5 protein-coding genes are annotated in these 6,735 nt (G+C 56.2%); 4 read left to right on the top strand and 1 reads right to left on the bottom strand.

Features of this window, described 5'->3' with window-relative positions:
• The coding region (locus tag ABYV26_RS17725) for an ABC transporter permease (RefSeq protein WP_372682688.1) at positions 1 to 742 on the top strand (742 nt) is incomplete at its 5' end.
• A 3-nt stretch (positions 743 to 745) separates the two neighbouring features.
• Positions 746 to 1,666, top strand: coding sequence for an ABC transporter permease (locus ABYV26_RS17720; RefSeq protein ID WP_372682687.1), 921 nt, complete (start codon positions 746 to 748; stop codon positions 1,664 to 1,666).
• 6 nt (positions 1,667 to 1,672) lie between these two features.
• Here ABYV26_RS17720 and ABYV26_RS17715 read toward each other — a convergent pair whose 3' ends face one another.
• A complete protein-coding gene (locus tag ABYV26_RS17715) occupies positions 1,673 to 3,046 on the bottom strand; it encodes a sigma-54-dependent transcriptional regulator (RefSeq protein ID WP_372682686.1) in 1,374 nt (457 codons plus the stop codon).
• Between the two features lie 404 nt (positions 3,047 to 3,450).
• On the opposite strand from ABYV26_RS17715, the gene ABYV26_RS17710 reads away from it, so the two are divergent.
• The gene (locus tag ABYV26_RS17710; RefSeq protein ID WP_372682685.1) at positions 3,451 to 4,317 is read left to right on the top strand and encodes a methylenetetrahydrofolate reductase; all 867 of its coding nucleotides are present in this window, start codon (positions 3,451 to 3,453) and stop codon (positions 4,315 to 4,317) included.
• Between the two features lie 59 nt (positions 4,318 to 4,376).
• The coding region (locus ABYV26_RS17705; RefSeq protein WP_372682684.1) for an FAD-dependent oxidoreductase at positions 4,377 to 6,735 on the top strand (2,359 nt) is incomplete at its 3' end.

Here is a 6,735-nt window from a genome sequence, read left to right as displayed (position 1 = left end):
CTCTCCGGTAATCGTTCCCTTGATGTTTCTTGCCGGGTTTCTCGGCGGTGCGCTCTGGGGACTGATTCCGGCCATCCTCAAGCTCCGGTTTTCGATCAACGAGGTGATCTCCACGTTGATGCTCAACTACATTTGTGCCGAGTTTCTCACCCTGCTGATCGTCGGACCCTGGAAAAGTCCCAAAAAGTTTGGTTTTCCGTACACCGACGATCTCCCGGATTCGGCCATTTTGTCCCTGCTGCCAGGATCACGAATTCACACGGCCACCTTGATCGTGGCGGTGGTCGCCGTCGTGGTGTTGACCATTGTCATCTACAAGACCCGTTTCGGGTATGAGGTGCGGGTGATCGGAGAAAATCCAGATGCAGCCAAATACGCGGGCATCGATTTCTCCCGAACGACGATGCTCATCATGGTCATCAGCGGCGGTATGGCCGGTCTGGCCGGTGTGGGTGAGGTGGCGGGCATCCACCATTATTTGAGTTATCCGGACTCCATCTCTTCCGGTTATGGGTTTACGGCGATTATTGTGGCCTGGCTGGCCAAGCTCAATCCGGTTTACGTGATTTTTTCAGGCATCTTTTTTGCTGGTATCCTCGTGGGAGGAGACGCGATTCAGATATCACTCGGATTGCCGGCGGCGACGGTGGCTGTTTTCAACGGCACCCTGCTGATCTTTCTGATCATGGGCGACTTTTTTACCAAGAACAGGGTTCGTATTCTGGTGGGGGAAAGGGCTTAATCCATGGAGGAGATTCTTATTTCTGTGGTTCAGCGCACCCTGGTTGCCGGCACCCCCCTGCTGCTGGGCACCGTCGGCGAAATTATCTCTGAGCGATCCGGCATCCTAAATCTGGGCGTGGAAGGCGTGATGGCGGTGGGTGCGGTGACCGCATTTATCGTCACGCACCATACAGGCAGCCCCTGGCTCGGTCTTTGCGCCGCCATCCTTGCAGGCATGTTTATATCCATCATCCATGCGTTTGCATCGGTGAGCCTTCAATCCAATCAGGTGGTTTCCGGACTGGCGCTGACCATGCTCGGGCTGGGGATGGCGGGGTTGTTGGGAAAACCCTATGTGGGAAAGCCGCTGGCCGTTAAAATCAACGCCATGCCCATCCCCTTCCTGTCGGACATTCCGGTCGTGGGGCCGGTGCTTTTCAATCAGAGCCCGTTCTTTTACCTGGCGATTCTTTCGGCCATTGGCGTCTGGTTCATGCTTGAACACACGCTGCTGGGCATTCGCATCCGTTCGGCCGGAGAGAACCCCAAGGCTACGGAAACGCAGGGCGTCAACGTCTCGAGGATCCGGTATTTGTCTGTGATTGCTGCCGGCGGGTTTTCAGCCATGGCCGGTGCCCACCTGTCTATCTCCTATAGCAAGTCATGGATCGAGGGGATGACCGCCGGGCGTGGCTGGATCGTTATCGCCCTGACCATTTTCGCCTTGTGGAATCCCTTGCGGGCCGTGCTTGGCGCGTTTCTTTTCGGTGGGATTTTCGTCCTTCAGTATATGCTCCAACCCCTGGGGATTTCTCCGAACTTTTTAGCCATGCTGCCTTATCTGGCGACGCTGCTGGTGCTTCTGGTGGGGGGGCTTCGGGATAGCCGACGCCTCAATGCCCCTGCCATGCTGGCGGAACCCTACCGCCGAGGCGAGCGGTAACGGCTATTACTGAATACCATAGCTGGTCAACTTGCGCCGCAGCGTATTTAAACCAATCCCCAGCCGTCTGGCGGTTCGGGACTTGTTTTCTGCCGATTGTGCATAGGCGTGTAAGATATGCGCCTTTTCCACCTCCGCAAGCGGTTTGATGCGTGAATCGGCGGCGGCCACATCCTGATCTTCACACGTTTTCAGGGCTGCCGTGATATGCGAGGGCAGGTGTATTTCCCGGATCGGTTCGCCGCGCGCCAGGTTGACCGCCGACTGGAGAATAGATTTCAATTCCCGTATGTTGCCGGGATAGGGATAGCGCATCAACAGGTCCAGCGCCGTCTTTTCGATAAACCCCTGCTGGTTCACATCGTAATACTTCTCCAGAAATTTACGGGTCAACAGAAAAATGTCCTCCTGGCGTTCGCGCAGCGGAGGCAGGTGAAGCCAGCCCCCGCGGATGCGGTAATACAGGTATTTACGAAAACGCTTCTGAGCCATCATCTGTTCGAGGTTTTCATTGGTGGCGGCAATAAACCGCAGGTCCACCTTCTGTCGGTCGCTCGATCCGAGTTTGGAAAACTCACCGTCCTGCAACACCCGCAGCAGTTTTCCCTGGAGGGATAGCGGCAGGTCTCCGATTTCGTCCAGAAACAGGGTTCCCTTGTTTGTGTGCTCCAGGTAGCCGACCCGGCTGTGTTCGGCACCGGTGAACGCGCCCTTGGTGTGGCCGAAAAATTCAGCCTCGAACAGAGAACTGGATAGCGAGGACATGTTGATGGGGCTGAATGGATGCTGGGCACGGGGACTGGCGCCGTGGATGGCGCGAGCCAGAAGCTCTTTACCGGTGCCGCTTTCGCCGGTGATCAAAACGGGAACCAGGCTGGAAGCGTGAAGCTCCGCCTCCTTGAGTATCCGCAGGACTTTTTTGGACTGGGTGACAATGGGCCTGAAGGGCTCTGCGTTTTCGAGCGTCGGCAAATCGTCTCGTTTCTCAAGGTCCAGCAGATCCAGAAGCCGTTTCCGCTCCAGTGTCCGCTTGATGGACAGGGAAAGGTCTTCGGTGGCCACCGGCTTGACCAGATAATCATAGGCGCCCTTGTTCAGGCATTCCACCGCGATGCGGGCCTCGTTGATGGCCGTCACCATGATGCATTCCGTGGACGGAGAATTGGCCTTTATTTTTTCCAACAAAGCCATGCCGTCCATCTCCGGCATCGTCATGTCAATGAGGGCAAGGTCGAAAGAAAGCCCATTTTCCACCTCTTTCGCCAGTTTGACGGAATTGTCTTCCAGGCGGACCCGTTTAAATCCGATGTCGGACAGCTTTCTTCCCAGAACCTCCAGATAATCTCTGTCATCATCTACGACAACGACATGACTGTTCATCGATGGCCTCCACCGCTTTGGTTGTGCCAAAATGGACCACGCCATATTGGACCACCCCCTGTAAGGGGCTAATTTTTTACTGTATTACGACACTTATATTCCATTATGGCATAGTTGTCCACTTTTAATTTGATCCGCAAGCGTTTGGGTTGATCTTCCAAGAAGCTATTAAGGCACCAATAATATACGGAAACTTTGCTTTGTCGGCGCTGCTGTCGTGTTCTGGCACAAGGCTTGCTGTTCCATAATGGGAGGAAAATGAAACAAATTGGCCAGCACCTAATCTACGCACACGCTATTCCGGAAGGGGGTCGTTGCCTTCCGGCGCCAGAGACCGATTCGACGCACCTTTTTCATTAACTGTTACCGCATGTTTTCCGCAGCAACCATAAGGGGATTGGCTTATGCATTTAAAAAACAAATTCGATGTCGGCAAGTTCACCATTCTTGCGGAGATGCAGCCGCCCAAAGGGGTGAATGTTTCAACGATGGTCAACAGCGCCGTCCGCGTGCAGAACCAGGTGGATGCCTTCCTCGTGCCGGAAATGGGCAATGCCGTGATGCGGATGAGTTCGCTGGGCGGGGCCATGCTGCTTCAGGGCAAGGGGCTGGAAACCATTATGCAGGTGAACTGCCGGGACCGCAACCGCATCGCCCTTCAAGCAGACCTGCTGGCCGCCTATGGAGGCGGCGTCCTCAATGTCATGGGGGTTTCCGGAGAAGACCCCGGCCTGGGCGACCATCACCAGACCAAGGCGGTCAACGATATCGATTTGATGACCCTGTTCAAGGCCATTTCCGCGCTTCAGACCGGCAAGGATCTGGCCGGCAATGATCTGTCCGGTGCTCCCTCGTTTCTGGTTGGGGCTACCGTCAATGCACGGGCCACCGGCGACGAGCTTGAAAAAGAGCTCACCAGAATGGCAGAAAAAGCCTCGGCCGGGGTGGATTTTTTCATTGCACCGCCGGTTTTCGACCTGGGGGCAATTGGTCCGTTTCTGGAAAAGGTCGACCTGAAGAAAAACCGGATTATTCCCACGGTGATGCTGTTGAAATCCGTGGGAATGGCCCGTTATTTGGACCGGCACCTGAACGTGACCATTTCCCAGGACCTAATCAAGCGGCTCATGCGGGCCCCGGACAAAGCCGTGGAAAGCCTCTCTATCGCCACGAAAACCATTTCGGCGTTGGAAGAGGCCGGTTTTGCCGGCGTTCTGATTTCGGCCATGGGCTGGGAGGACAAGCTGCAGAAGCTTCTGGATATGGTCTAGATGTGCCGCCGGATCAACAAAAACACCTCTAACACAAACTTTTTCATGAGGAATGTGTAATGGCAGAAAAAGAAAATACCCAAGGCAAGGATGTCGTCGGTTCCGTACTCGTGGTCGGCGGCGGCATTGCAGGCATACAGGCATCCCTGGATCTGGCGGATTCGGGGTATTACGTTCACATGACCGAAACCAAGTCGGCTATCGGTGGGGTGATGGCCCAGCTGGACAAAACCTTTCCCACCAACGACTGCTCCATGTGCGTCATTTCCCCCAAGCTGGTCGAGTGCGGAAGGCACCTGAACATCGACCTGATGACCCTGACGGAAATCGAAGCGGTCACCGGAGAGGTGGGCAACTTTACGGTCAAGCTGCGCCAGAATGCCCGTTACATCGAAATGGACAAATGCACGGCCTGCGGCGAATGTGCCAAAGCCTGCCCCATCGACACCCCCAATCTGTTCGACGAAGGCTTGCGGGACCGCAAAGCGGCATTCAAGCTCTACCCCCAGGGCATGCCCAGTGCCTATGCCATCGAAAAGCGCGGCACCGCGCCCTGCAAGGCCACCTGCCCAGCGCATGTGAGCATCCAGGGGTACATCGCATTGATCAACGACGGACGCTACAAGGAAGCCTTGAAACTTTTCAAACAGGATCACCCTTTCCCAGCGGTCTGCGGTCGGGTATGCCATCACCCCTGCGAAAGCGCCTGCACCCGCAACGATGTCGACCAGCCGCTGGCCATCCGCGAACTTCACCGATTCCTGGCCGACTATGAAAAACAAAGCGGTGAGACTTACATTCCGGAAATCACGGCAGAACCGCGTGACGAAAAGGTGGCCATCATCGGTTCCGGCCCCGCCGGTGTCACGACGGCCTACTACCTGCTTCAGCAGGGCTACCAGGTGACCATCTTCGAAAAGATGCCCGAACCCGGCGGCATGATGCGTTATGGCATTCCCGAGTACCGCTTGCCGCGGGACATCCTGGCCGGCGAAATCGACGTGGTCCGGCAAATGGGTGCCGAAATCAAATGCGGGGTGACCTTCGGTTCCGACATCACCCTGGAAAGTCTGAAATCAGACGGCTATAGTGCCTGCTTCATGGCCATCGGGCTGCACGGCGGCCGTAGCCTGGGTGTGGATAACGAAGATGCCCAAGGCGTGCTCCAGGGCGTTGAATTTTTGCGGAATGCCTCCTTGGGCAAGGATATTGAACTCGGCGAGGACGTTATCGTGGTCGGCGGCGGCAATGTGGCCATCGACGTGGCCCTCACCGCCAAGCGCAAGGGCGCCAAGAACGTCACCCTGATCTGCCTGGAAAAGCGCGAGGAGATGCCCGCCTGGGAACACGAGATCGAAGAGGCCTTGGAAAGCGAGATCAATATCGTCAACAGCTTTGGCCCCAAATCCTTTTACATCGACAAAAGCAAGCGGGTGTCGGGCATCGAATTCAAGACCTGTACGGCAGTGTTCGATGATGACGGTCGCTTCAACCCCGCCTACGACGAGGCGGAGTGCCAGCCCTTTTTCGGCGACACCATCATCGTCGCCATCGGCCAGAGCACCAACCTGGACGGCATCAAAGAACAGGGCATCGCCATTTCCCGGCCCGGCGGCCTGGAGGCCGATCCGGTCACCCTGCAGACTCCCATCGACTGGGTTTTCGCCGGCGGCGATGCCTTTTATGGTCCCAAATCGGTGGTCGATGCTGTGGCCTGTGGCAAGGAAGCCGCCGAGAGCATCCACCGTTTCATCAACGGCCTGGATCTCACCGAAGGCCGCCAGAAAGAATGGGACTTTGTCAAACCCGACGATCTGAGCCAGGAACCCAACAAAAAGCGTACGACGGTCAGGTGCCTCGATCCCGAAGCGCGGGAATGCAACTTCATGGAGGTCTCCTTCGGTTATGACGAAGAAGAGGCCAAGATCGAAGCCGACCGCTGCCTCAAGTGCGGGCTCTGCTCCGAGTGCTATCAGTGCGTGGATGCCTGCCTGGCCAATGCGGTCAACCATGAGATGGTGGCCGAGTACAAGGAGATCAACGTGGGCGCCATCATCCTGGCACCCGGTTTCACCCCCTTCGATCCCACCGAGCATAAGACTTACTCCTACGCCAGCCATCCCAATGTGATCACCAGCCTGGAAATGGAACGAATCCTCTCTGCCTCAGGCCCCTATGCCGGTCATCTGGTTCGGCCGTCGGACAACAAGGAGCCGGAAAAGATTGCCTGGTTTCAGTGTGTGGGGTCGCGGGACATCAACTGCTCGGATCACAGCTACTGCTCATCGGTGTGCTGCATGTACACCAACAAGCAGACGATTATCGCCAAGGAGCACAGCGACAAAGAGCTGGATACGGCCGTCTTTTTCATGGACATGCGAACCCACGGCAAGGAGTTTGAAAAATACTACATGCGTG

Origin of the sequence: Desulfosarcina sp. (assembly GCF_041551955.1) — a bacterium.
In the GTDB taxonomy this organism is placed as follows: Bacteria; Desulfobacterota; Desulfobacteria; order Desulfobacterales; family Desulfosarcinaceae; genus Desulfosarcina.
The sequence above is the reverse complement of the archived record's forward strand: the minus strand, read 5'-3'. Positions and strand labels throughout refer to the sequence as shown.

Bases quoted from the DNA above. Each gene is read 5' to 3' on its own strand.
- ABYV26_RS17720 (WP_372682687.1), top strand. From the start codon at position 746: ATGGAGGAGATTCTTATTTCTGTGGTTCAGCGCACCCTGGTTGCCGGC.
- ABYV26_RS17715 (WP_372682686.1), bottom strand. From the start codon at position 3,046: ATGAACAGTCATGTCGTTGTCGTAGATGATGACAGAGATTATCTGGAG.
- ABYV26_RS17710 (WP_372682685.1), top strand. From the start codon at position 3,451: ATGCATTTAAAAAACAAATTCGATGTCGGCAAGTTCACCATTCTTGCG.